The sequence below is a fragment of the Streptomyces sp. NPDC002104 genome (assembly GCF_053593795.1).
Window position 1 is genome coordinate 23,757 of sequence record NZ_JBSFDF010000055.1, and the last position, 22,223, is coordinate 45,979.

Consider the following 22,223-nt stretch of genomic DNA (forward strand, 5'->3'; position numbering starts at 1 on the left):
TGGAAGGGCGGGTAGGGGACTTTGCCCCGCAGGGCCCGGCCACCCGCACCCGCCCGGGGGACCCGGGGCTACGGGCGGGTGGCGTAGGCGCGGACGTCCGCGTCGGGGTCGGCGGCGGCCGTGGCCAGGGCCGCCACGGCGGCAGGCTCGGGCCGGTGCGTGCGCAGGGAGAGCACCGCCGCCTTGCGGACGTCCGCGTTCGGGTCGGCCAGGGCGAGGGCGAGCGGGGCCACCGCCACCGCGGCCGGCGCCGAGGACAGCCCGGCGGCAGCCCCCGCGCGGACCTGCCACGCCGGGTCGGAGAGGGCGGAGACGGCCCGCGCCGCATGCCCGCCCGTGGCGCCGAGCGAAGCCAGCGCCGCCGCCCGGACCAGCGGGTCGGGGTCCGCCAGGAGCGGGCCCAGCGCGGAGCCGGCCCGCAGGGTGCCCAGGGCCTTGGCTACGGCCACCCGTACCTCCCGCGAGGAGTCCCCGGTGGCCGAAGCCAGCGCGGCCTCCGCGTCCACCGAGACCAGCGCCCGCACCGCCTGGATGCGGACGTCCACGTCGGCGTCCCGCAGGGACCGCTCGTACAGGCCGGGCTCCCCGAGCCGCAGGACCCGTAGGGCTTCGAGCGCCGCCGACCGGACCGCCGGGTCCGCCACCGCGAGCCCCGCCCGCAGGGCCGCGCCCAGTGCGGGCTCGGGCGTGAGCACCTCCAGCAGTTCGCGCAGCGCCGCCGCCGCGGCCGCGCGGACCGCCGGGTCGGGGTCGGCCAGCCGCTCGCCGAGCGCGGGCCCGGCCCCCGCCGGGACGGTTTCGCCGAGCACCGCCACCGCCGTGGCGCGGACCGCCGGGTCGGGGTCGTCGAGGTAGGGGAGGAGGGCGTGCAGGCCCGGGGCCTCCTCCGCCAGGGAGAGCAGCTCCAGGATCCGGGGCGAGCCCGGCGCGGATCCGGCGTCCCGGCCGGCCGGCGCCGGGGCCGCCCCCCGGGCCCCGCCACCCGCCAGGGCCACGCCGACCAGCTCGACCTCGCCCAGGTGCCGGGAGGGCCCGCCCGTCGGGGTGAACTCCGCGACCGGCACCAGGTAGGGGTCGACCGGCCGCGCCGTGAACTCCATCGCCCCCGAAGGGGACTTGCGCAGATCCAGGTGGTGCAGCCAGCCCGCGTCATCGCGCTCCGGGTGGTCGAGCCGCTCGTGGTACAGCCCCCAGCGGGACTCGGTCCGCGCGAGCGAGGCCCGTGCCGCCATCTCCGCGCAGTCCCGGATGAAGGAGACCTCCGCGCAGCGCATCAGCTCGTGCGGGGTGGTGGCGCCCATCTCGCCGATCTCCCCCTCCATCCGGGTGAAGGCCTCCACGGCGAGCGACAGCTTCGCGCCGGTCTTGGGCGGGGCGACGTAATCGTTCACGAACCGGCGCAGCTTGTACTCCACCTGCGGCTGCGGCGGACCGTCCGGATGGCGCAGCGGCCGGTAGATCAGCTCGTGCGCGGCGGCGAGCTGGTCGGCCGGCAGCTCGCCTTCGTACGGGCGGTACTGCGCCGCGTCCGCCCCCGCCAGGTCGCCGAAGACGAACGCGCCGATCATGTAATTGTGCGGTACGGACGCCAGGTCCCCGGCCGCGTACAGCCGGGGCACGGTGGTGCGGGCGTGGTCGTCGACGCGGACGCCGGAGGCCGAGTGGCCGCCGCACAGGCCGATCTCGGAGATGTGCATCTCGATGTCGTGCGTGCGGTAGTCGTGGCCCCGGTTCGCGTGGAAGGTGCCGCGCGTCGGCCGCTCGGTGGTGTGCAGGATCGATTCGACGGCGGCGACGGTCTCCTCGGGGAGGTGGCTGAGCTTGAGGTACACCGGGCCCCGGTCGGAGGCCAGTTCGGCGGCGAACTCCGACATCATCTGCCCCGACCAGTAGTCGGAGTCGACGAACCGCTCGCCGTGCCGGTTGACCTGGTAGCCGCCGAAGGGGTTCGCGACGTACGCGCACGCCGGGCCGTTGTAGTCCTTGATCAGCGGGTTGATCTGGAAGCACTCGATGCCGGTGAGCGCGGCGCCCGCGTGGTAGGCCATCGCGTACCCGTCACCGGCGTTGGTGGGGTTCTCGTAGGTCCCGTAGAGGTACCCGGAGGCGGGCAGCCCGAGCCGTCCGCACGGCCCCGTCGCGAGGATGACGGCCCCCGCCCGGACGGTGACGAAGGCGCCGGTACGGGTGTTGAAGGCGGCCGCGCCGATCGCCCGGCCGTCATCGGGGTCGGTCAGGACGCGGACCGGCATCACCCGGTTCTCGATCCGGATCAGCTCCCGCATCTCCCGGCGGCGCAACTGCCGGTACAGCACCTTCTTGACGTCCTTGCCCTCCGGCATGGGCAGCACGTACGAGCCGGAGCGGTGGACCTGGCGCACCGCGTACTCGCCGTGCTCGTCCTTCTCGAACTTCACCCCGTACGACTCCAGCCGCCGCACCATGCCGAACCCGCGGGTCGCCGTCTGGCGGACCGTGGACTGGTCGACGATGCCGTCGTTGGCGCGGGTGATCTCCGCGACGTAGTCGTCGGGCTCGGCGCGGCCCGGGATGACGGCGTTGTTGACCCCGTCCATGCCCATGGCGAGCGCGCCGGAGTGCCGTACGTGAGCCTTCTCCAGGAGCAGCACCCGCGCACCGGCCTCGGCGGCGGTCAGCGCCGCCATGGTGCCGGCGGTGCCGCCGCCGATGACGAGCACGTCGCAGGTCAGTTCCTCGGCGTCGGCGAGCGCGGGGATGTCCATGGGGGACCTTTCGGAGGGATCGGGTGGATCGGAGGGATCAGAGGGATCAGAGGGATCCGAGGATGCGGCGGCGGAGCGCGGAACGGTCCGCGGTGCGCGAACGGGGGTCCGGTACGTCGATCAGCTCGCCGGTGGCGAGGAGCGCGACGCGATCGCCCAGGTGCAGGGCCTCGTCCACGTCATGGGTGACGAAGACGACGGTGGCGCCGCTGCCGGCGAGCACGGTGACGAGGAGGTCCTGCATCCCGGCGCGGGTCTGGGCGTCGAGCGCGCCGAAGGGTTCGTCCATCAGGACGGCGCGGGGCGCGGCGGCGAGCGCCCGGGCCAGCTGCACGCGCTGGCGCTGGCCGCCGCTGAGCTGGTGCGGATGCTTGTGCGCGTGGTCGGCGAGACCCACCCGCGCCAGCCAGTCGGCGGCCGTACGGCGGCGCTCCGCGCGGGTGGCTCCGCGGATGGCCAGCGGGAGCTCGACATTGGCCCGGACCGTGCGCCAGGGGAGGAGGGCGTCGTCCTGGAACACCAGCGCACGGTCGGCGTGCGGGCCCGTGACCGGGGTCCCGTCCTGGGTGACGGTGCCGTGCAGCGGCGGCAGCAGGCCCGCCAGGGTGCGCAGCAGGGTGGACTTGCCGCAGCCGGACGGGCCGACGACGGTGAGGATCTCGCCCGCGTCGACGGTCAGGTCGAGGCCGTCGAGGACGGGCGCGGTGGTGGGGTGGCCCACGCTGACGCCGGTGAGACGGAGGGCGGCGCCGGTGGGTGGGGCGGGGGTGAGCGTGTGTACGGACATGGTCCCTTCCTGTCCTGCGGTCGCCTCGGACGTGGTGGCCGGCGCCGCTGCCGTCGTGTCTACGGGTGCGGGTGCGGGTGCCCGGGCCCTGCGGGGCAAGTTCCCCTACCCACCCTTCGCCCGTTCCCCGGGGCTCCGCCCCGGACCCGATACTCCGGGGGCTGCGCCCCGGACCTCGTTCCCCGGGGGCTGCGCCCCGGGCCCGTTCGCTGGGGCCGGGCCCCAGGTGCTGTTCCCGGGTGCTGCGCCCCGGGCCTTCCCTGGGGCTGCGCCCCGGGCCCGTTGCCCGGGGGCTGTGCCCCGGGCCCGTTGCCCGGGGGCTGTGCCCTGGACCCGTTCCGGGGGCTGCGCCCCGAACCTGTTGCCCGATGCTGGGCTCCGGGCCTGTTCCCTGGGGCTGCGCCCCGAACCTGTTGCCCGATGCTGGGCTCCGGGCCTGTTCCCTGGGGCTGCGCCCCGGATCCGTTCCCTGAGGCCACGCTCCGGGCCTGATGCCCGTGGGCTGCGCTCCGGGCCCGTTCCCCGGGGGGTGCGCCACGGGCCTGTTGCCCGTGGGCTGCGCCACGGACCTGTTGCCCGGTGCTGGGCTCCGGGCCTGTTCCCTGGGGCTGCGCCCCGGGCCTGTTGCCCAGGGGCTGTGGGTGATTCCAGCCCCTCCGGCGTTTGAGGAGCGGGGTCTGGGGCGGAGCCCCAGGGGCTCGGGCGCAGCCCGGGGCCGGGGGGTCAGGGCGGAGCCCTGGGAACGGTGGAAGGGCGGGTAGGGGACTCCGTGCCGCGCAGCGCCTAGCCGGGCGGCCCGTCGGCGGCCGGGTCCGGGGCCGGGCTGCGGGAACCCGGGACGAGGGACCCGGGGTGGGCGGGAGCCGGACTGCGGGAGCTCGGGGCGCGGCCACCAGAGGCGCGGGAGTCGGGGGCTCGGGCACCCGGGGTGGGGCTCGGGCCGCGGGCACCCGGGGTGGGGCTCGGGCTGCGGGCACCCGGGGTGGGGCCCGGGGCGGGGGCACCCCGGGTGGGGCTCGGGCTGCGGCCACGAGACGCGCGGGAGCCGGGGCCGCGGGCACCCGATGCGCGGGCCCCCGGCCCCTGGGGGCGGGACGGGAGCCAGCGGGTCAGGTGGCGGCCCGTGCGTTCGACGGCCGTCGAGGTGAGCCAGCCCAGCGCGCCGATCGTGGCCATGCCGACGAACACCCCGGGGTAGTCCACGACCGTGTAGTCCTGCCAGGTGCGGTAACCGACCCCGTACTCGCCCGAGATCATCTCGGCGGAGATCACGCAGATCCAGGACACCCCGATCCCCACCGAGAGCCCGCCGAAGATGCCCGGGAGGGCTCCCGGGAGGACCACCGAGAAGAGGACCCGGGCCCGGCCGCCGCCCATCGTCAGGACGGCCTCCTCCCACACCGGGGCCAGCGCGGACACCGCGTGCCGGGTGGAGACCAGGACGGGGAAGAACGCCGCCGCGCAGGTGATGAAGACGATCCCCTGCTCGTTGGTCGGGAAGAGGAGGATCGCCACCGGCACCAGCGCGATCGCCGGGATCGGCCGCAGGACTTCGAGGACCGGGCCGAGCAGGTCCGCCGCGAGCCGGGAGCGGGCGATCGCCGTCCCCGCGGCCACGCCCAGGAGGGAAGCCAGCGCGAAGCCGGTCACGATGCGCCGCAGGCTGAAGCCGAGGTCCTGCCAGAAGGGGCCGGTCGTCGCCCGGTCGGCGAACGTCGAGGCCACCTCGACCACGGTCGGGAACTGCTCGAAGCGCAGCCACAGGCTGACGTCGAGGGAGGTCAGGAGCTGCCAGGCGACCAGGGCCGCGGCGAGCGAAGCCAGCCGCAGGAGCCGGCGGCGAGCCGTCACGGGGCCCCGGCCGCGGCCCCGGCCGCGGCCCCCGCTTCGGCGAAGGAGACGATCCGGGCTCCCGACCCCGCGTGCTGCGCCGCGTACGCCTTCGCTCCCGCCGCGGTGACGAACGCCCGCAGTTCGGAGCCCTCCGCCACCCACACCGCCTTGTCGGCGAACCAGAGCGTGCCCGTCACCGCGTCGGGCACGTAGGCCGCCCGGACGCCGCCCGGTCCCGCCGCCGCGAGCGCCTTCAGCAGGGCCGCGGGGGTCTCGAAGGTCTGCGTGCGGTTGCCCTCCTTCAGCCACAGCTCCGGCCGGGCCGGCGCGGCCGCCGGGTACGGTGCGCCCACCCCGGCGCGCGCCAGCGGCTGCGGGTCCACGAAGCCGTCCACGTCCACGGAGTCCACCAGCTTCGCCGCCTTCAGGACGGGCACGTCCTCCTTCAGCGCCGCCAGCAGCTCCGGCCGCAGGGCCGGGTCGAAGGTCGCGATGCCGTTGGCCCCGTTGTAGAGGTACACGACCTCCGCCGGGAGTCCGGTCTCCTCGGCCACCGACTCGGCGGCCGCCACCGGCTGCGTGCGCAGGTACTCGGTCGCCTTGCGCTGGGCCCGCAGGAAGTCGTCCAGGACGGCCGGGCGCTCCGCGGCGAACTTCTCGCGGACCGTGACCCCGTGGAAGGTCGGCAGGTTCAGCTCGGCCCCGTCGTACAGGGCCTTGGCCTTCCCCTCGAAGGCCAGTTGGCCCGGCCAGGCGACGAACTGCGACAGGGCGTCGACGCTGCCCGCCTGGAGCGCCGAAGCACCCACGCTGGGCTGCTGGTTGAGCTTCTCGATCCCCTTCTGCGGATCGATCCCGGCGCGCTGCAGGGCCCGTACGAGGGTCCCGTCCGCGGCGGAGCCGACCGAGGTGGAGACCTTCTTGCCCTTCAGGCCGGCGAGCGACTCCAGCGGGGAACCGGTCGCGGTGACCACGGTGTTGAGGCCGCCGCGCAGGTTGTAGCCGGTGACGGAGACGAGGTGCGTGGGCTGCTTCAGCTCCTTGCCGCGCGCCGCGTTGATGAGCAGGGGGAAATCGCCCATCGAGCCTATGTCGATCTTCCCGGCGGTCATCTGGGCGGTGATCGGGGCGCCGGTGGCGTAGTCCTGCCACTCGACCTCGTAGGTGACCCCGTCCTTCTTGCCGCGCGCCGCGAGCTCCTGCTCGAAGTACCCGAGGGAGCGCAGGAGCGTACCGGCGGTGACGGTGTTGATGGTCTTGGACTGGTAGCCGACGGTCACGGTGACCGTCCGGGAGCCGCCGTCCGCTCCGGAGGCGCCACCGCACGCGGTGGCCAGCGGGAGGCTCAGCAGGAGGACGGGAGCGAGGGCTTTCGTGCGCGTACGCATGGGGAGGGGGCCTTTCACCGGAGCAGGTAGGGCATGTTGACGGTCACCGCGCCGGTGGGACAGCGGGCGGCGCACGGGCCGCAGTACCAGCACTCGTCCACGTGCATGTAGGCCTTGCCGTTGTCCTCGCGGATCGCGAGCGAGTCGAGCGGACACATGTCGACGCACAGGGTGCAGCCGTCGATGCACAGGGACTCGTCGATGGTCACGGGCACGTCGCCGCGCTGGGGGACCAGAGGCATGGCTGTCTCCAGGAAGGGAGGGGCGGAGGGGGTACGGCGGCGCTACGAGGACTTACGCGCCGCGGTGCAGCAGGCCGCTCATGGTGATCCGGTCGCCGCGGAAGCGGATGAACTCCAGGTCCACGGGCCGGCCGTCGCCGAGGTGGGTGAGGCGCTCCAGCATCAGGACGGCGGCCCCGCGCGGGGCCTGCAGGACGGCCGCGGAGTGCGCGTCGGCGTTGACGGCTTCGAGGGTGATCTCGGCGTGGCCCAGCGGCTGCCCGGTCAGGGACTCCAGCAGCCGGAACACGTCGGTGTTCTCCAGGTCGCAGCCGATCAGGTCCGCGCCGATGTCCAGGGGGACGTACGTGAGGTCGAGCGAGAGCGGCAGCCCGTTCAGGCGGCGCAGCCGCTCGATGTAGAGCACGTCGGAGTGTTCGGGCAGGCGCAGCCGCCCGGCGACGGGGGCCGGGGCGCGGACGGGGCCGACGGTGCGGACCTCGTTGGTGACCCGGCCGTGTTCGTGGAGGGTTTCGGCCAGGCCCTGGAGGCGGTCGAGGCCGTGCGGGTACTTGGCGCAGACGATGACGGTGCCGACGCCGGGGCGCCGTTCGACGAGCTGCTCGCCGCGCAGCAGGTCGAGGGCCTGGCGCACGGTGTTGCGGCCGGCGCCGTAGTCGGCGGCGAGTGCGTCCTCCAGGGGGAGGACGCCGGTGGGGTAGCCGCCCGCCAGGATCTGGTGGCGCAGCAGGTCGGCGAGCTGTCGCGCCCGGTCCGCGCGCAGCCGCCGGCGGCGCGCGGCGGCGACCGGGACGGTGTGTTCGCGGGTGCGTTCGGCTGGCATGGCAGGGAACATACCGAGGGGTCCCGGCCGGTGGTGTTGCCGCAGTGTTGCGCCACCCGCGGGTGCCGGCGTACGGCTACGACCTGCGAGAACGGCGGGGCGGCGGAGAGATCCGCCACCCCGCCGTCAGCGGCCGTCCCACCTGCTGGACTACCGGGTGCCCACGATGCGGCCGGCGACCTCGCCGAGGCCCACGCGGGTGCCGTCGGCGCCCGGTGCCCACGCGGTCAGGGTGACGGTGTCCCCGTCCTCCAGGAAGGTGCGCTTGCCGTCGGCGAGCTCGATCGCGTCGCGGCCGTTCCAGGTGAGCTCCAGCAGCGAGCCGCGCTGGTCGACGTCCGGGCCGCTGACCGTGCCCGAGCCGTACACGTCGCCGGTGCGCAGCGAGGCGCCGTTGACGGTCATGTGGGCGAGCTGCTGGGCGGCGGTCCAGTACATCGAGGCGAACGGCGGACGCGCCACCTCCTGCCCGTTGATGGAGACGCTGATCCGCAGGTCGAAGCCGCCGGGGCGGTCCGCGGCGGAGTCGTCGAGGTAGGGCAGGAGCGGGAGGTCGCGGGCCGGCGGGGCGACGCGGGCGGCGTCCAGGGCCTCCAGCGGGGTGACCCAGGCGGAGACGGACGTGGCGAAGGACTTGCCGAGGAAGGGGCCGAGCGGCACGTACTCCCAGGCCTGGATGTCCCGCGCGGACCAGTCGTTGAGCAGGAACAGCCCGAAGACGTGCTCCTCGAAGTCGCCGAGGGCCACGGGACGGCCCTGCTCCGAGGGGGTGCCGACGACGAAGCCGACCTCGGCCTCGATGTCGAGCTTCACGGACGGCCCGAAGACGGGCGCGGGGTCGGAGGGCGCCTTGCGCTGGCCGCTCGGGCGGACGACCTCGGTGCCGGACACGACGATCGTTCCCGCCCGGCCGTGGTAACCGATGGGCAGGTGCTTCCAGTTGGGCGTCAGCGCGTCCCCGTCCGGCCGGAAGATCTTGCCGACGTTCGTCGCGTGGTGCTCGCTCGCGTAGAAGTCGACGTAGTCGGCGACCTCGTACGGGAGGTGCAGCACGACGTCTTCGAGGGGCAGCAGGTGCGGCTCCACGGAGGGGCGGTGGCCGGGGTCGGTGACCCAGGCGGTCAGCGCACGGCGCACGTCCTTCCAGGCGGTCCGGCCCGCGGCGAGCAGCGGGTTGAGCGAGGGCTGCCCGAGCAGTGCGGCGTACGGGGAGCCGAGCGCGGCCGCGGCCGCCCCGGCGTCGAGCACGTGTCCGCCGATGCGGACACCGATCCGGCGCCGCTGCTCTGCGTCCCCGCCGCCGGCGGTGGAGAACACGCCGTAGGGGAGGTTGTGCGGCCCGAACGGGTCGCCCTCGGGGAGATCGAGGGGGCTCTGCTGGGGCATGGGGTGCTGCCTCGCTTTCGACGCGGCCCGGGGGTGTCCCGGGGGCTGGTTGACACGTTACGGGGCTGGTGGGGCGTGCGGGAGGCCGGATTCGGGCACTATTTGTAGGACTTGTCCGAGGGGGTCCGTATCCTTGACACGTGACTTCCGCCCTCCCCTATGCACTCGTGGCCACCGACCTGGACGGGACTCTGCTGCGCGCCGGAGACACCGTCTCGGCCCGCTCCTACGCCGCACTGGCCGCCGCCCGCGCGGCCGGCGCCCGGCACATCATCGTGACAGGCCGCCCCGTCCCGCAGGTCCGCCACGTCCTGGACGGGCTCGGCTACACCGGCCTCGCGGTGTGCGGACAGGGAGCGCAGGTCTACGACGCGGCGGCCGGGCTGCTCCTGCACTCCGTGGCCCTGGACCGGGAACTGGCCGACGTCGCCCTCGGGAAGATCGAGGCGGAGGTCGGCGAGGTCTACGCGGCGGTCAACCAGGAGGGCCTCGACGCGGAGATGCTGATAGGGCCGGGCTACCGGATGTGGCACCCGCACCTGCCGGTGGTCGCGGTGGGCCGCCGGTCCGACCTGTGGACCTCCCCGATCAACAAGGTCCTCCTCCAGCACCCGCGGCTGTCGGACGACGAGCTGACGGAGATCGCCCGGGGCGTGGTCGGGGACCTGGTCAACGTCACCATGGCGGGGGAGCACACGGTCGAGCTCCAGCCCCCGGGCATCGACAAGGCGAGCGGGCTGGCGGTGGCGGCGGAACTCCTGGACGTCACCGGGTCCTCCACGATCGCCTTCGGCGACATGCCGAACGACATCCCGATGTTCGCGTGGGCGGCGCACGGGGTGGCGATGGCGGGCGCCCACCGGGAACTGCTGGCCGTCGCGGACGAGGTCACCCTCTCGAACGAGGCGGACGGCATCGCGGTGGTCCTGGAGCGGCTCTTCGGCTGAAGAGGGGTGCCGTCGGCCAGGACGCAGTCATGGCCGGAATGGAACTGGCACACGGGGACCGGGCGTTGCAGCATGTTCATTCGCTGTGCGAGGCAACGGGGGTGGCCTGATGTGCGCGGGAATCGTCGTCGGGTCCATCGTCTGGTTCATCGGGCTGATCGTCTTCGGCCTGGTGAGCGATGAGGCCGCGGGCAACTACGTGTTGTTCTCCCTGTTCCTCGGCGGCGTGCTCGTCTGGAAGAAGAAGGTGGAGCCCGAGCGCCAGGCGCAGGAGGCGGCGCGCGAGGCCGAACGCCACCGGCTCGCGTACGAGGCGAAGCGCGCGGAGCAGGCGCGGGAGGCCGAACGCCTGCGGCGCGAGCAGGAGGCGAAGCGGGAGGAGCAGGCGCGGGCCGACGCCGAGGCGCTCCGCTGGCGGCAGGAGAGCCACCGCAGACGGAAGGGACCCGCCGCGTTCCGGCCCGCCCCGGCCACGGTCGAACCGGAGGATTCCGGCATGGAGCCCCTGGGCCTCGTCGGGATGCCACTGCCCTCCCGGCCCGATCTGGTGCTGCCCGATCCCGAGCAGGTCCGTCGGCTGTGCGCCGAGGTGGGGGCCGGCCTCGTCCGTTCCGTCGCGACGGAAGCCGACGCCCACGCCGCCCGGCTGCGTTCCAAGGCGGAGGGCAATCTGCCCGTCGGGCGCTACCGGGCCGGCGCCGGCGGCCGGAGCTGGGGCCGGGTCCAGAAGGGCCGGCGGCTGACCGCGGAGGCGGACCACGCGGTCCGTCAGGCCGTCGCCTGGGCGGAGGCCCGCGGTGACCTGCTGGCCGATCTGCACGAGCGGGCCGCCGTCGAGGTGCGCGCCCTGCGCAAGCACGGCGACAAGCTCCGGAAATGGTGCGACGCCCCCGACCGGGCGTACGACGCTCCCGGCACCCCGGTCCGGCCGGACGGGGAGTGGGAGACCTTCCTGCGGCGCCTCACCGAGGACCTGGCCGCCGCCGCCCGTGGGCTCCGGGCCCTCCCGCCCTACGAGGCGCCGCCGCGGCTGTCTCCCCCGGGGGTGGCCCGGGTCAGGGCGGACACGGTCGCGGAAGCGGTCGAGGACAGGATCTCCGCGTACGTCGAACGCCATGCCCGCCGTCTCGTGCAGACGCGGTCCGGCAGCTTCTCGATGGACGCCCGGGACTGGGACGAGGGGGCCGAACTGCTGGAGGACTTCCTCACGGTCGACATCCGCCGGCGGTTCGCCCGGACGACCGAGGGGTTCCACGCGGTGAGCCGATGGGGCGACACCTCGGCCGCCGCGCACATCCGCTCCCGCATGCACCGGATTTTCGTGTCGCTTTCCCTGAACTACATGGTGGAGGTACTGAGATCCATGCCCGACTACGCAGATCACTCCGGTGAGAACGTTCCGAAGAGCGGCATCACCATTCAGGCCGGTGTCGTGCAGATCGCGAACACGCTGAACAACATCGGCTCGAACGTCGCCGCCGTGATGCAGCGCGGCGACACCCAGTCCGCGGAAGCGATCAACGCCCTGAGCGCGGCGGTGCAGGCCGATCCGGACCTCGACCCCCAGGTCCGCGCCGAGCAGTTGGAGAACGTCGCCGAGGTCGCCGCGGCGATGGCCGACCCGGACGCGGGCGGCAACCGGCGCCGCGGCCGCAACGCCCTGGCCGCGCTCACGGCCGCGGTCGGCGCCTCCTCCCAGGTCACCCAGGCGATCGGACAGTGGCAGCACGTCTTCGGCTCGCTGAACTAGGCCCTCGGGGGAGGGGCCTCAGACCGCCGCCCGCGGGAGCCTGCGCTCCCACGTGCGGTGGAAGAGGACCTCGTCGCCCTCGCGGCACACCACCTCGTTCGAGGTGAGGAAGCCGCCCTCGTCGCACGAGATCTCCGAGCGGGTCACCACCGAGACGTCCCAGCCCAGCTCCGGGCGGTGCAGGCGCACCGTCCAGGTGGAGTGGGTCCGGGCCGACAAGGGGTCCGCCTCCTGGATCTCGTAGATCTCCAGCGCGTCCTCGCTGAATTCGAGGCCGTCCGGGTAGACCCGGGTGCCGCCGTAGCGCGGGTCCACCTCCAGGCGCCACACCCCGCGCGCGACGTCCCGTACGACCAGCCGTTCCGGCCGGGGGGTGTCCAGGGTCTCCGGGTACGAGACCCCCAGCGGCTCCGACTGTTCCGGGGCCTCGAAGAGGATCGGGTCGCCGCCGTCCGCAGACGGGTCGCGGACCGGGAGTTCCACCGCGCTGCCCGCCGGGTCCAGGGTCCAGCCGGCCTCCGAGCCGGCGCGGGGCCAGATCCACGGCCAGTAGGCGGAGGAGACGGCCAGGCGGATGCGGTGGCCGGGCGGGAAGGAGTGGCCGATGCCGTTCAGCTCGAAGGCCACGTCCTCGTACGAGCCCACCGGCCACGGCACCGCCTTGTCCCGGCCCTGCCGGGCGGAGAGGTTGAGCGCGCCGCGGGTGACCAGCGTCGAGGAGCCGTCCGGGGCCACGTCGCAGAGGCGGGCCACGACCTGGCCGTACGGGACGTCCATGCGCAGGCGCAGCCGGACCACCGGGCGGCCCAGGATCTCCACCGGGCCGGAGCCGTCCGCGACGGGGAACTCGAAGCAGGCCGACTTCGCGTCCTCCTCGCGCTGGTCCGGCGGCAGGTCGGCGTCGTTGCCGAAGGGGAAGAAGCGGCCCGCGTCCAGGCCCGTGTGCTGCGGGGAGGCCACGGCCACCGGCGCGCCCTGGAGGGCGTAGGTGACGGGGTCCACGTTCGGGGAGGGCCAGGACGGGTCGCCGACCCAGCGGCCCGGCAGGGCCGGGTAGCTGGTCGCCGGCGGGTGCGACTCGGAGATCCAGGAGCGGAGCAGGGGTTCGGACATGACGCCGGTGTCCTTGCCCTTGAGCCAGTGGTCCCACCAGCGCAGGGTCTCCTGGAGGAAGCCGATCGCGGGGCCCGGGGGCAGACCCCGGTCGGGGTACTGGTGCGACCAGGGGCCGATCAGGCCGCGGACCCGGTCGGCGGGCAGGGCCGAGACCAGGCGGAGCACCGTGTCGCGGTACGGGTCGTGCCAGCCGCCGACGGCCAGGACGGCCGCGCCGATCGCGCCGTAGTCCTCGCAGACGGAGCCGTGGCGCCAGTACGCGTCGCGGGTCTGGTGGGAGAGCCAGGTGTGGAGGAGGGGGTCCACCGCGCCGAGGCGTGACAGCCACTGATCCCGCCAGCCTTCGCCCGCGTAGAGCGGGTCCGGCGGGCGGGAGGCGAAGGCGAGCATGGTCGCCGCCCACGCGTGCATGTCGACGGCGAGGAGGGAGCCGCCCATGTAGTGGACGTCGTTGTCGAAGCGGTCGTCCGTGGAGCAGACGGTGACGACCGCCTTGAGGGGCTCCGGGGTGAGCGCCGCGATCTGGAGGCTGTTGAAGCCGCCCCAGGAGATCCCGAACATGCCGACCGAGCCCGTGCACCAGGGCTGGGCCGCCAGCCATTCGACGACCGCGACCCCGTCGGCGAGCTCCTGCGCGTCGTACTCGTCGCCCGGGTCGCCGCCGCTGTTGCCGTGGCCGCGCACGTCGACCCGTACGGAGGCGTAGCCGTGGCCCGCGTACCAGGGGTGGCGCTGCCAGTCGCGCGGGGCGGTCCAGTCGGTGAGCCGGTACGGGAGGTACTCCAGCAGCGCCGGGACGGGCTCGTCGGTGGCCGGCCGCCAGATGCGCGCGTACAGCTCGGTGCCGTCCGGGAGGGGGATCCGGACGTCCTCGTGGGTGGTCCCGTAGGGGAAATCGGTTCGGATGATCATCGAGGCTCTCTCGCCCATCTCCTCGGGAGGGTCGGTGGGGTCAGCGGACAAAGTCAGAGGACAAAGGGGTGGCGTCAGTGGACCGGGTGCATCGTGCGCTTGAGCCACGGTGCGGCCGCGATCACCGCGAGCCCCACCGCCACCGCGATGGCGCCGTTGACGCCGAAGTAGGCGGGGTGGGAGACCTGGTCGTAGACCTTGACCACCTGCGCCTGGATGCCGTTGGCCAGGGCCAGGGAGAGGAACCACAGGGCCATGGTCTGGCTGGCGAAGGCCTTGGGGGCGAGCTTCGTGGTGGCCGACATGCCGGAGGTCTCCAGCAGGATGTCGCCGAGTCCGAGCAGCAGGTAGGAGCCGATGATCCACCAGGCGGCCATCTTGTACGTGTCACCCGTGTGCCCCGAAGTCGGGATGACCATCAGGAGGAAGGACAGGCCGCCCAGGATCACGCCGATGGCGATCTTGTTGGAGGCGTGCGGCTGCCGGTGGCCCATCCGGACCCACAGCGCGGCGACGACGGGCGCCAGGAGCACCTCGAACGCGCCGAGCGCGGAGGCGTACCAGCCGGCCGGGAAGGTGAAGCCGAGGATCTCGGTGCGGGCGTTCGTCGAGGCGAGCAGCATCATCGTCGAGTACGCCTGGAAGAGGATGAAGTTGAAGGCCACCGAGGCCAGGAACAGCACGACGTACGGGCGCAGGCGCCCCCGTTCCGCGGCCGTCACCCGGTCGCTGCGGAACATGATCGCGAAGTAGACGATCGGCGCGATCACCGAGACCAGGGTGAGCAGGTCGACGAAGCGGTCCATCGTCAGCCAGCCCAGTACCGCCAGAAGGGTGGCGAGGGCGGCGAAGACCAGGATTCCGGCGATGATCCTGATCACTGCCGTGCGCATCGCGTCGGGCGCGAGCGCGAACTCGGCGGAGTGCTTGCGCCCCGCCAGGTGGCGGCGGCCGGCGACGTACTGGATCAGGCCCGCGGTCATGCCGATGGCGGCGGCCGAGAAGCCCCAGTGCCAGCCCTCGTGCTCGCCGAGCCAGGCCGTGATCAGGGGGCCGGCGAAGGCGCCGATGTTGATGCCCATGTAGTAGAGGGCGAAGCCGGCGTCGCGCCGGTCGTCGTCCGTCTTGTACAGCTTGCCGACCATGCTGGCCACGTTCGGCTTCAGCAGACCGGTGCCGGCGCTGATCAGGCCGAGGCCCGCCCAGGTCATGGCGGCGGTCGGCACGGCCATGGCGTAGTGGCCGCAGGCGATCAGGATGCCGCCCCAGAGCACGGCCCGGTACGAACCGAGGATCCGGTCGGCGAGCCACCCGCCGGCGACGGAGACGAGGTAGACCATGGTCCCGTAGGCCGCCGAGACGGAGGCCGCGGTGCCCGGGTTCATCCCCAGGCCGCCGTGGGCCACCGTGTCCGCGAAGTAGAGGACGAGGATGGCCTGCATGCCCAGGAACGAGAAGCGCTCCCAGACCTCCAGCCCGGAGAGCGTGGCCAGCCCCCTGGGATGCCCGAGGAAGGCGTGGTCGTCGCCGGGCGGCGGCTGGTCGGCCTCCGGGTCGGACGAGTCGTCTATATCGGTAGAAGTTCTGGACAAAACACATTCTCCGGTTGTTTCGGCTGCTCTAGAACATACCGGGGCGCATGGGGCCCCGCCCGGCCGGTACGGTGCCCGTGGCCGGGCGGGCGCCCTGGGTGATCGAAAACAGACCCGATACGCTGGCTTGAGTGATGGCAGCGACACATCGACAATCCGTGTGATCGTCAAGGTGATCGTCAGCAGACAGGAGTACCCCTCGTGACCGTCGTCGGGCCGTTCGGACTGAGCGTGCGGGACCAGGCTCTTGAGACCGATGTCCAGGCCGGACTGGCCGCCGTCGAGGCGGGTCTGCTGGAAGCCACCAAGAGCGAAGTCCCCTTCATCACCGAGGCCGCACAGCACCTGGTCCGCGCCGGCGGCAAGCGGTTCCGGCCGCTGCTGGTGATGCTGGCCTCCCGGTTCGGCGATCCCTACGCACCCGGGATCGTCCCCTCCGCCGTGGTCGTGGAACTCACCCACCTGGCGACGCTCTACCACGACGACGTCATGGACGAGGCGGACGTGCGCCGCGGCGTGGAGAGCTCCAACGCCCGCTGGGGCAACTCCGTGGCCGTCCTGACGGGTGACTTCCTCTTCGCCCGCGCCTCGCACATCCTGGCGGACCTCGGCCCCGAGGCCGTACGGGTCCAGGCCGAGGCCTTCGAGCGCCTGGTGACGGGCCAGATCCTGGAAACGGCGGGCCCGCGCGACGGCCGCGACCCGGTCGAGCACTACCTCGATGTCATCGCCGGCAAGACCGGCTCGCTGATCGCCGTCTCCGGCCGCTTCGGCGCGATGATGTCCGGCGCCGACGAGTCGGTCGTCGACATCCTGACCCAGTACGGCGAGCGGCTCGGCACCGCCTTCCAGCTCGCCGACGACGTCCTCGACATCGCCTCCGACTCGCACGAGTCCGGCAAGACCCCCGGCACCGACCTGCGCGAGGGCATCCCGACGCTGCCGGTCCTGCGGCTGCGCGAGATGGCGGCCCAGGGCGGCGACCCCGCCGACCTGGAGCTCGTACGGCTCCTGGACGGCGATCTGACGGACGACGCCCGGCACGCCGACGTGCTCGCCCGGCTGCGGGTCCACCCGGCCCTGGAGCAGGCCCGCAAGGACACCGTGCGGTACGCCGAGGAGGCGCGGGCCACGCTGGCCCCGCTGCCCGACTGCTTCGCGAAGTCGGCGCTGGTGGAGCTGTGCGACGCCGTGGTGCACCGCGCGGGCTGACGGCGGGACGCGCACACCGAGATCAGGGGCGAGGGCCCGGCGACCCCTACGGGTGGGGGACGCCGGGCCCTCGCCATGTCATCCCTGGGGCGTACGCACAGTTGGCTCCGGGGGCTGACGCCCCGACCCCCGCTTCTTTGGTCAGATAGAGGCACATCCCCACCAGATCGGGTGAGATTGGCGGCGCGGGGTGGACGTGTACACGCAAGAAGACGGGTAGGTCGCCGCCGTACACACAGAGGTAGGGCAGACAGACATGGCAACGAACGCAAAGACCCGCAAGGCCGCTCGGTACGCCGTACCGGTCGCGGTGTTCGGTGTGGTCGCCGGCACGATCGCGATGGTTCCGGCCTTCGCGAACGGCGGGGGACCGGACCTTCCGAAGGTGACGGCCCAGCAGCTCATCGAGAAGATCGCGGCCTCGGACGTGCAGCAGCTGTCCGGCAGCGCCAAGATCAGCACGGACCTGGGACTGCCGAGCCTTCCGGCCGGCCTGCTGGGCGGCGGTGGCGGCGTGACCGGCGGCTCCGCCGACCCGCAGGACAAGCTCGCCCAGCTGGCGAGCGGCACCCACACCTTCCGCGTGGCGGCCGACGGCCCCGACCGCCAGAAGCTCACGTTCGTGGACGGCAAGGACGAGTACAGCCTCGTCCACAACGGCGACGACGTCTGGGGATACGACTCCAAGTCGAAGGAGGCCTTCCACGAGAAGGCGCCCGCCGGCAAGGGGGACGCGGACCGGTCCGGCAAGGGCGACAAGGGCAAGGGCGACAAGGGCAAGGGCGCGGACGGCCTCCCGGCTTCCCCGCAGGAGATCGCCCAGGAGGTCCTGAAGGCCGCCGGGCCGACCACCGCCATCAGCGTGGGCGACACGGCCCAGGTGGCCGGGCGCGACGCCTACCAGCTGGTCCTGAAGCCGAAGGGGACCGGTTCCACGGTCGCCTCGGTGAAGATCGCGGTGGACGCGAAGAACGGCGTGCCGCTGCGGGTGCAGGTGCTCTCCACCGATGGCGGCAAGCCGATCGTGGACGCCGGATTCACCAAGGTCGACTTCTCCAAGCCCGCCGCCGGCACCTTCGCCTTCACCCCGCCCAAGGACGCCAAGGTGACCGAGGGCGCACCCGGCGAGCACGGCAAGGGCAAGGGCGCCGACAAGGGCGCCGACAAGGGCCTGGACGCGCTCGAGGCCATCCCCGGCCTGGGCGGCCTGACCGGCGGCGCCGACGGCGCCCAGGGCGAGCCCAAGGTCCTCGGCGAGGGCTGGACCTCCATCGCCCGGATCGAGACCGGCGCGACCAACACCCTCAAGGGCCTGGACGACGCGGCCAAGGACAAGAACGCGCCCAAGGGGGCCGCGCAGTTCCTCGACTCGCTCGGCGAGAAGGTCTCCGGGAAGTTCGGGGCGGGCCGCGTCCTGAAGACCCGCGTGGTCAACGCGCTGATCACCGACGACGGCAAGGTCTACGTCGGCGCGGTCACCAAGGCCGAGCTGGTGAAGGCGGCCGACGCCAACAAGTAACCGGGGCGCACGGCGCCGAAGCGGCTGTCCGAGGGTGGGCGGGGACTGTGTCCCTGCCCACCCTTGTGCCGTTCCCGCCCTGCGTACAGCAGCCCCGCTGTACCGTGAAAAGCATGTCGAGACACGTCACCATCCGCCTGGAAGAAGAGTTCCACGAACGCCTGAAGGCGCGAGCGGCGGCCCTGGGCACGACGGTCACCGCGCTGATCACCGAAGTCACGGAACGCGAGCTCGACGAGGACCGGAAGAACTTCCTGTCCGGGATAGAGGAGTTCGCCGACCACTGGGGCTACTTCCAGGAGCGGTTCGGGCATTGAAGATCACCATGGAGTGGGCCTGGACGGCCCTGGCTCACCATCTCCCGTCCGATCCCGCCGTGTGGGATCCCTCCGGAGTGGCCGCCGCCGTGGCCCGGCACCAGAACGACCTCGTCCTGGTCCCCGAGCAGCCCGCCCCGGACACCGCGTGGCGGGCCGCGGCGTTTCTGCACACGCTCGCGGTGTGCCCGGCGCTGGAATCCCCGATGAACGAGTTCTACGCCGCCGCCGCCACCCGCTCCTACCTGCGGGTCGCCGGAGCCAAGCAGCTGCCGTCGCCGGAGGAACTCGGCGATCTGGTGGAGGCCGCGAAGCTGGGGCAGGCCGATGTCGCCGCGGTCGCGGAGGAGCTGCGGGCCCGGATCCAGGACCCGCTGTCGGTCTCGCTACGGGGCCTCGCGCAGGACACGTAGGACGTGCCGGAGCTCCGGCGCGATCCCATCGGATCGTGCCGGAGCTCCTGAAGGACTGGACCGCTCGGCGGGGCGGCGTCCTAGAAGGTGATCTTCCAGCTGTTGATGTAGCCGACGTCCTGCGCCGCCGCGTCCTTGACCCGGAGGTTCCAGACCCCGTTGGCGACCTCGGAGGAGGCGTTGACCGTGACGGTCTTGACGATGTTGTCCGCGCTGCCGCCGGTGCGGTTGTGCAGGTTGTACACGCTGCCGTCCGGGGCGACCAGGTCGACCACCAGGTCACCGCTGTAGGTGTGGACGATGTTCACGTCGACCTTGGTGGTGGCCGGGGCGTTGCCCGTGACGCCCGAGACCGTGATCGGCGAGTTCACCGCGGCGGCGGGGGAGTCCGGGATCGTGACGTCCGTGGTGTTCTCGAAGGACTTGCCCGGCGGGACTGGGGTGGCCGCCCCGAGGTTCCAGACCGCGTAGGCGATCGCGTCGGAGTTGCGGTCCAGGGCGGTGTCGTTGATGTTCGCCGAGGTGTCGCAGGAGGCGTGGTAGCAGCGGTCGAAGGCCTGACCGGAGGTGCCGCCCCACTTCGTGGCCTGAGCCGCCGTCTTGGTGTAGTCGGCGCCCGAGAACAGGCCGCCGACGGGGATCCCGGCGCTCTTGAACGGCGCGTGGTCGGAGCGGCCGTCGCCCTCGGTCTCGATCTCGGTGGAGACGCCGATGCCCGCGTAGTAGTTCTTGAAGGTCTGCTCGATGGTCGGGTCGTCGTCGTAGACGAAGTAGCCCGGGTTCGGCGAACCGATCATGTCGAAGTTCAGGTAGCCGGAGATCTTCGACTTCTCCGCGGCCGGCAGGTTGTTCACGTAGTACTTCGAGCCGATCATGCCCAGCTCCTCCGCGCCCCACCAGCCGAACCGCAGGTGCTTCGTCGGCTGGAGCTGCGCGCGCGAGACGGCCAGTGCGGTCTCCAGGATCGCGGCCGAGCCGGACCCGTTGTCGTTGATGCCGGGGCCCGCGTTGACCGAGTCCAGGTGCGAGCCGGACATCAGGACCGAGTTGGGGTCCCCGCCCGGCCAGTCGGCGATCAGGTTGTAGCCGGTGGCGCCGCTGGAGGTGAAGGTCTGCAGGGTGGTGGTGAAACCGGCCGCGTCCAGCTTGGCCTTCACGTAGTCGACCGAGGCCTTGTAACCGGCCTTGCCGTGGGCGCGGTTGCCGCCGTTGGCGGTGGCTATGGACTGCAGCTGCGTCAGGTGCGCCTTGACGTTGGCCACCGGGATGTCGGGCGGCGTGGGCGCGGCGGCGACCGAGGCCGGCGTGGCGAGTGCGGAGGGGGCGGTGGCGGAGAGGAGGCCGGCGACCGCGAGGGCGGTCACGGCGGCCAGACGGCGGGAGACGGACAGGCTCATGTGGGGGCTCCGGGATTCCGTACTGGGGATGTGTGCGGAAACGTGCGGGGTGGAACAAGTGAGCAACGTGCGTCAGTGCGAGCCTGATGGTCAGCGAGGACATGACAGTCCGTCAAGACCTCAATCCGGTCACACCCGTTCGGAAAGCGGACGGAGCCGCCCCCGGGGCCGGTGCGGGAGCACACTGGGGGGATGAACGTGAACGAAGAGACCCGTGCGGCGGTCGTCGAGGCCCAGTGGGCCGGCACGCGGCGGGCATGGGCGGACAGGCTGGAGCGCCTCGGTTCCGAGGACTGGCGCACCGGCACCATCGCGGTGCTGGAGGCGGCCTACGAGGACCCGATCCTGCGGCAGCTGTACCCGTACACGAGCCACGGCCACGTGAACTTCAGCAGCACGACCCGCTTCCCCTACGAGGTCGCGGTCCCCTTCGTGATCCCGCTGCCCGACGGGCGGTTCCGCGTCATGCGGCGCGATCCCTCCGCGGAGGTGGGCGAGGCCGCCACGGCCGCGGAGGCCGTGACCCTGGTGCTCGCCCACGTACCGGCCCGCCTGCGGCTCGCCGCCACGGGGCTGCCGATGGAGGCGTAGGCCGCCCGGGTCCGGCGGACGTGCGGACGGGCGCGTCCGGGGACGCGCCCGTCGGTGCCGCCGGCTCCGGTCCCGGTCCTACGCGCTCTCGCGCGCCGGGGCCGGGAGGGGCGCCGGCAGCGGCGCGGGCCGGGACCCCGCCGGTCCGCCCGGCCGCAGGACGCGCGAGCGGCGGGCGGTGCGCAGGGCGTCCCAGGTGAGGATCGACAGGGCGACCCAGACCAGGGAGAAGCCGGCCCAGCGCGCGGGCGGCATGGCCTCGTGGAAGTACAGGACACCGAGGCCGAACTGGAAGACCGGGGCCATGTACTGGAGCAGTCCGAGGGTGGACAGCGGGACCCGGATCGCCGCGGCGCCGAAGCAGATCAGCGGGATCGCGGTGACCAGCCCGGCCGACGCCAGCAGGACGGCGTGCCCCGGGCCCTGCGCGGTGAAGGTGGACTCGCCCCGCGAGCCGAGCCACAGCAGGTAGCCGAGGGCGGGCAGGAACATGATCACGGTCTCGGCGGTCAGCGACTCCAGGCCGCCCATGCCGAGCTGCTTCTTGATCAGCCCGTACAGGGCGAAGGAGAAGGCCAGGATCAGCGAGATCCACGGCGGCCGTCCGTACCCGACGGCGAGGACCAGCACGGCCGTGACGGCGATCCCGACCGCCGCCCACTGCGTGCGGCGCAGGCGCTCGCCGAGCACCAGGACGCCGAGCGCGATGGTGACCAGGGGGTTGATGAAGTAGCCGAGGCTCGCCTCGACGACCGCGCCGTTGTTGACCGACCAGATGTACACGCCCCAGTTCACGGTGACCAGGGCGGCGGCCACCGCCGTGAGGGCGAGCTTGCGGGGCTGGCGCAGCAGCTCCGGGACCCAGCCCCAGCGCCGCAGGGCCAGCAGCGCCACGCCGACCACGGCCAGGGACCACACCATGCGGTGGGCGAGTATCTCGACGGCTCCGGCGGGCTGGAGGAGCGGCCAGAAGAGGGGCACGATCCCCCACATCCCGTACGAGGCGAAGCCGTAGAGCAGCCCGGTGCGCTGGTCGTTCTGTGCCGTCACGGGACCTCCAGAGCTACTTCAAGCCAACCTGACGACGGTAGCGCCGCGCGCCCCGAAAGTCATTAGTGTCCGGCGAGATGCTCATGACACTCGGGTGGAGGCCCGGCGTCCGGTACGCCCGGCGTCCGGTACGCGGCGGAGCCCGGTCCGCGACGGAGCCCGGTACGCGGCGGAGCCCGGACCCTGCCTGCGGGTCCGGGCTCC

17 protein-coding genes and 1 pseudogene are annotated in these 22,223 nt (G+C 73.0%); 7 read left to right on the forward strand and 11 right to left on the reverse strand.

What is annotated here, in order from left to right; translation table 11 throughout:
• Window positions 1-68: 68 nt before the first annotated feature.
• From ACWCP2_RS32260 to fahA, 7 genes and pseudogenes are all read right to left on the reverse strand, one after another.
• Window positions 69-2,744: a fumarate reductase/succinate dehydrogenase flavoprotein subunit gene (locus tag ACWCP2_RS32260; RefSeq protein WP_450912105.1), complete on the reverse strand. Its 2,676-nt coding sequence runs from the start codon at window positions 2,742-2,744 to the stop codon at window positions 69-71.
• A 46-nt stretch (window positions 2,745-2,790) separates the two neighbouring features.
• Window positions 2,791-3,531, reverse strand: a complete 741-nt coding sequence (locus tag ACWCP2_RS32265; RefSeq protein WP_450912106.1) for an ABC transporter ATP-binding protein — start codon at window positions 3,529-3,531, stop codon at window positions 2,791-2,793.
• Between the two features lie 1,029 nt (window positions 3,532-4,560).
• Window positions 4,561-5,382: pseudogene (locus ACWCP2_RS32270) on the reverse strand (ABC transporter permease); the annotation flags it as partial.
• Window positions 5,379-6,752 carry an ABC transporter substrate-binding protein gene (locus tag ACWCP2_RS32275; RefSeq protein ID WP_450912107.1) on the reverse strand — a complete coding sequence of 458 codons (1,374 nt, stop codon included), beginning with the start codon at window positions 6,750-6,752 and terminating at the stop codon, window positions 5,379-5,381. The gene ACWCP2_RS32275 and the pseudogene ACWCP2_RS32270, both read right to left, overlap by 4 nt.
• Before the next feature lie 14 nt (window positions 6,753-6,766).
• On the reverse strand, window positions 6,767-6,994 hold the full coding sequence (locus ACWCP2_RS32280) for a 4Fe-4S dicluster domain-containing protein (protein WP_030710222.1): 228 nt from the start codon (window positions 6,992-6,994) through the stop codon (window positions 6,767-6,769).
• Between the two features lie 52 nt (window positions 6,995-7,046).
• Window positions 7,047-7,817, reverse strand: coding sequence for a GntR family transcriptional regulator (locus ACWCP2_RS32285; protein ID WP_450912108.1), 771 nt, complete (start codon window positions 7,815-7,817; stop codon window positions 7,047-7,049).
• 150 nt (window positions 7,818-7,967) lie between these two features.
• Complete coding sequence (gene fahA / locus ACWCP2_RS32290; protein ID WP_450912109.1) at window positions 7,968-9,203, reverse strand: fumarylacetoacetase; 1,236 nt, start codon at window positions 9,201-9,203, stop codon at window positions 7,968-7,970.
• A gap of 140 nt (window positions 9,204-9,343) precedes the next feature.
• On the opposite strand from fahA, the gene ACWCP2_RS32295 reads away from it, so the two are divergent.
• Window positions 9,344-10,150: an HAD family hydrolase gene (locus ACWCP2_RS32295; RefSeq protein WP_450912110.1), complete on the forward strand. Its 807-nt coding sequence runs from the start codon at window positions 9,344-9,346 to the stop codon at window positions 10,148-10,150.
• Between the two features lie 109 nt (window positions 10,151-10,259).
• Window positions 10,260-11,900, forward strand: a complete 1,641-nt coding sequence (locus ACWCP2_RS32300; RefSeq protein ID WP_450912111.1) for a hypothetical protein — start codon at window positions 10,260-10,262, stop codon at window positions 11,898-11,900.
• A gap of 18 nt (window positions 11,901-11,918) precedes the next feature.
• Here ACWCP2_RS32300 and ACWCP2_RS32305 read toward each other — a convergent pair whose 3' ends face one another.
• Together ACWCP2_RS32305 and ACWCP2_RS32310 are read right to left on the reverse strand one after the other, a co-directional pair.
• A complete protein-coding gene (locus ACWCP2_RS32305; protein WP_450912112.1) occupies window positions 11,919-13,928 on the reverse strand; it encodes a CocE/NonD family hydrolase in 2,010 nt (669 codons plus the stop codon).
• Between the two features lie 74 nt (window positions 13,929-14,002).
• Window positions 14,003-15,520: a peptide MFS transporter gene (locus tag ACWCP2_RS32310; RefSeq protein ID WP_450912113.1), complete on the reverse strand. Its 1,518-nt coding sequence runs from the start codon at window positions 15,518-15,520 to the stop codon at window positions 14,003-14,005.
• A gap of 201 nt (window positions 15,521-15,721) precedes the next feature.
• On the opposite strand from ACWCP2_RS32310, the gene ACWCP2_RS32315 reads away from it, so the two are divergent.
• From ACWCP2_RS32315 to ACWCP2_RS32330, 4 genes are all read left to right on the forward strand, one after another.
• Window positions 15,722-16,732, forward strand: coding sequence for a polyprenyl synthetase family protein (locus ACWCP2_RS32315; RefSeq protein ID WP_450912114.1), 1,011 nt, complete (start codon window positions 15,722-15,724; stop codon window positions 16,730-16,732).
• Window positions 16,733-16,988: 256 nt separating this feature from the next.
• Window positions 16,989-18,251 carry a LolA family protein gene (locus tag ACWCP2_RS32320; protein ID WP_450912115.1) on the forward strand — a complete coding sequence of 421 codons (1,263 nt, stop codon included), beginning with the start codon at window positions 16,989-16,991 and terminating at the stop codon, window positions 18,249-18,251.
• Between the two features lie 113 nt (window positions 18,252-18,364).
• A complete protein-coding gene (locus ACWCP2_RS32325; protein WP_239516343.1) occupies window positions 18,365-18,568 on the forward strand; it encodes a ribbon-helix-helix domain-containing protein in 204 nt (67 codons plus the stop codon).
• Window positions 18,565-18,981, forward strand: coding sequence for a hypothetical protein (locus ACWCP2_RS32330; protein WP_450912116.1), 417 nt, complete (start codon window positions 18,565-18,567; stop codon window positions 18,979-18,981). The genes ACWCP2_RS32325 and ACWCP2_RS32330 overlap by 4 nt, the downstream gene beginning before the upstream one ends.
• A gap of 80 nt (window positions 18,982-19,061) precedes the next feature.
• Here ACWCP2_RS32330 and ACWCP2_RS32335 read toward each other — a convergent pair whose 3' ends face one another.
• A complete protein-coding gene (locus ACWCP2_RS32335; RefSeq protein ID WP_450912117.1) occupies window positions 19,062-20,378 on the reverse strand; it encodes a M28 family metallopeptidase in 1,317 nt (438 codons plus the stop codon).
• 192 nt (window positions 20,379-20,570) lie between these two features.
• On the opposite strand from ACWCP2_RS32335, the gene ACWCP2_RS32340 reads away from it, so the two are divergent.
• The gene (locus ACWCP2_RS32340; protein WP_450912118.1) at window positions 20,571-20,969 is read left to right on the forward strand and encodes a DUF6193 family natural product biosynthesis protein; all 399 of its coding nucleotides are present in this window, start codon (window positions 20,571-20,573) and stop codon (window positions 20,967-20,969) included.
• A 78-nt stretch (window positions 20,970-21,047) separates the two neighbouring features.
• On the opposite strand, the gene rarD is transcribed toward ACWCP2_RS32340, so the two are convergent.
• Window positions 21,048-22,019: an EamA family transporter RarD gene (gene rarD, locus ACWCP2_RS32345; RefSeq protein ID WP_450912119.1), complete on the reverse strand. Its 972-nt coding sequence runs from the start codon at window positions 22,017-22,019 to the stop codon at window positions 21,048-21,050.
• Window positions 22,020-22,223 lie beyond the last annotated feature (204 nt).

What these genes read in the sequence shown, in the direction of transcription:
- ACWCP2_RS32260 (WP_450912105.1), bottom strand. Translation starts at nt 2,744, where the DNA reads ATGGACATCCCCGCGCTCGCCGACGCCGAGGAACTGACCTGCGACGTG.
- ACWCP2_RS32265 (WP_450912106.1), bottom strand. Translation starts at nt 3,531, where the DNA reads ATGTCCGTACACACGCTCACCCCCGCCCCACCCACCGGCGCCGCCCTC.
- ACWCP2_RS32275 (WP_450912107.1), bottom strand. Translation starts at nt 6,752, where the DNA reads ATGCGTACGCGCACGAAAGCCCTCGCTCCCGTCCTCCTGCTGAGCCTC.
- ACWCP2_RS32280 (WP_030710222.1), bottom strand. Translation starts at nt 6,994, where the DNA reads ATGCCTCTGGTCCCCCAGCGCGGCGACGTGCCCGTGACCATCGACGAG.
- ACWCP2_RS32285 (WP_450912108.1), bottom strand. Translation starts at nt 7,817, where the DNA reads ATGCCAGCCGAACGCACCCGCGAACACACCGTCCCGGTCGCCGCCGCG.
- fahA (WP_450912109.1), bottom strand. Translation starts at nt 9,203, where the DNA reads ATGCCCCAGCAGAGCCCCCTCGATCTCCCCGAGGGCGACCCGTTCGGG.
- ACWCP2_RS32300 (WP_450912111.1), top strand. Translation starts at nt 10,260, where the DNA reads ATGTGCGCGGGAATCGTCGTCGGGTCCATCGTCTGGTTCATCGGGCTG.
- ACWCP2_RS32305 (WP_450912112.1), bottom strand. Translation starts at nt 13,928, where the DNA reads ATGATCATCCGAACCGATTTCCCCTACGGGACCACCCACGAGGACGTC.
- ACWCP2_RS32320 (WP_450912115.1), top strand. Translation starts at nt 16,989, where the DNA reads ATGGCAACGAACGCAAAGACCCGCAAGGCCGCTCGGTACGCCGTACCG.
- ACWCP2_RS32325 (WP_239516343.1), top strand. Translation starts at nt 18,365, where the DNA reads ATGTCGAGACACGTCACCATCCGCCTGGAAGAAGAGTTCCACGAACGC.
- ACWCP2_RS32335 (WP_450912117.1), bottom strand. Translation starts at nt 20,378, where the DNA reads ATGAGCCTGTCCGTCTCCCGCCGTCTGGCCGCCGTGACCGCCCTCGCG.
- ACWCP2_RS32340 (WP_450912118.1), top strand. Translation starts at nt 20,571, where the DNA reads ATGAACGTGAACGAAGAGACCCGTGCGGCGGTCGTCGAGGCCCAGTGG.